This is a genomic window from Porcipelethomonas ammoniilytica (assembly GCF_025567485.1).
GTDB classification, from domain to species: Bacteria; Bacillota; Clostridia; order Oscillospirales; family Ruminococcaceae; genus Porcipelethomonas; species Porcipelethomonas ammoniilytica.
In genome coordinates, this window is sequence record NZ_JAOQKH010000075.1 from 1 (window position 1) to 1,284 (window position 1,284).

Annotated in this window: 1 protein-coding gene; it reads left to right on the forward strand. The window is 38.7% G+C overall.

Going from position 1 to position 1,284, the window contains the following annotated elements; genetic code table 11:
- Positions 1-1,284, forward strand: a 1,284-nt coding sequence (locus OCV67_RS13830) for a VirD4-like conjugal transfer protein, CD1115 family (protein ID WP_147644404.1), incomplete at both ends; no start/stop codon positions are given.

Sequence of the window (1,284 nt, forward strand, 5' to 3'; positions counted from 1 at the left end):
GCTGAACAGTTCATATGTTATAACCGATCCGAAAGGAACGATTTTACCCGATGTAGGCACATTACTTTATAAAAAGGGTAAGTACGTTATAAAAATACTGAATCTCAAGGATTTCAGCAAATCTTTGCATTATAATCCCCTTGCGTACGTAAAAACTGAACTGGATATTTTGAAATTTTCCAATATGCTCATCGAAGCAACAAAAGCTCCGGACGAAAAACAGGACTTCTGGGTAAAGGCAGAACGACTGCTTTATCAGGCGGTTTTAGGACTTATAATCTTTGAAGCTCCTCCGGAAGAGCGTACCATGAATACCCTTGTAGAGATCATTGACGCTTCCAAAACACGTGAGGACGAAGGATATATGAATGCAGTTGATATGCTGTTCGACGATCTGGCAGAAAGGAATCCAAATCATTTTGCAGTAAGACAGTACAGGAAGTATAAGCTTGCAGCCGGAAAATCTGCTAAATCAGTATTGCTGTCATGCGGCGTGCGTCTCTCTCCGTTTGATATTCAGGATATAAGAGACCTTATGACATATGATGAAATGGAACTGGACAAAATAGGCGACCGCAAAACTGCGCTTTTCGCTATTACTTCCGATACCGACACTTCCCTTAACTTTATTGCATCGTTTATGTATATGCAGATGTTCAATTTACTATGCGATAAGGCTGATAACAGAAGAAAAGGAAAGCTTAAAGTTCCCGTAAGATGTATATTCGATGAGTTCAAGAATCTCGGTAAGATACCAATGTTTGAAAATCTGATCACTACTATCCGTTCAAGAAATATTTCAGCCTGCCCTATCGTACAGACAAAATCTCAGCTGAAAGCAATATACAAAGACGACGCTGAAACTATTGCAGGAGGCTGTGACAGTATGTTGTTTCTCGGAGGTCAGGAAAAATCGACTCTTAAAGATGTGGCAGAGCTTCTCGGTTCTCAGACAATCGATATTTTAAATTCATCACGTTCCTATGGTAGAAATCGAAGCGATACGTCGAATTATCAGAAAACAGGACGAAAACTTCTGGACGAATCTGAAATATTCAGAATGCCCGGTGAAAAGTGTATCTTAACAATACGAGGAGCAAATCCGTGGTATTCCGATAAATACGATATTACCACGCACCCGAACTACAAATATCTTGCGGATTACAATGACCGCAATTATTTTGATATTAAGAAATATATTGCACGTTACAGATCAAACGCCGATTTTAAAATCGGAAAAAAAGATAAAATTACAGAAATTAAAACAGTTGAAAATTCGCCATT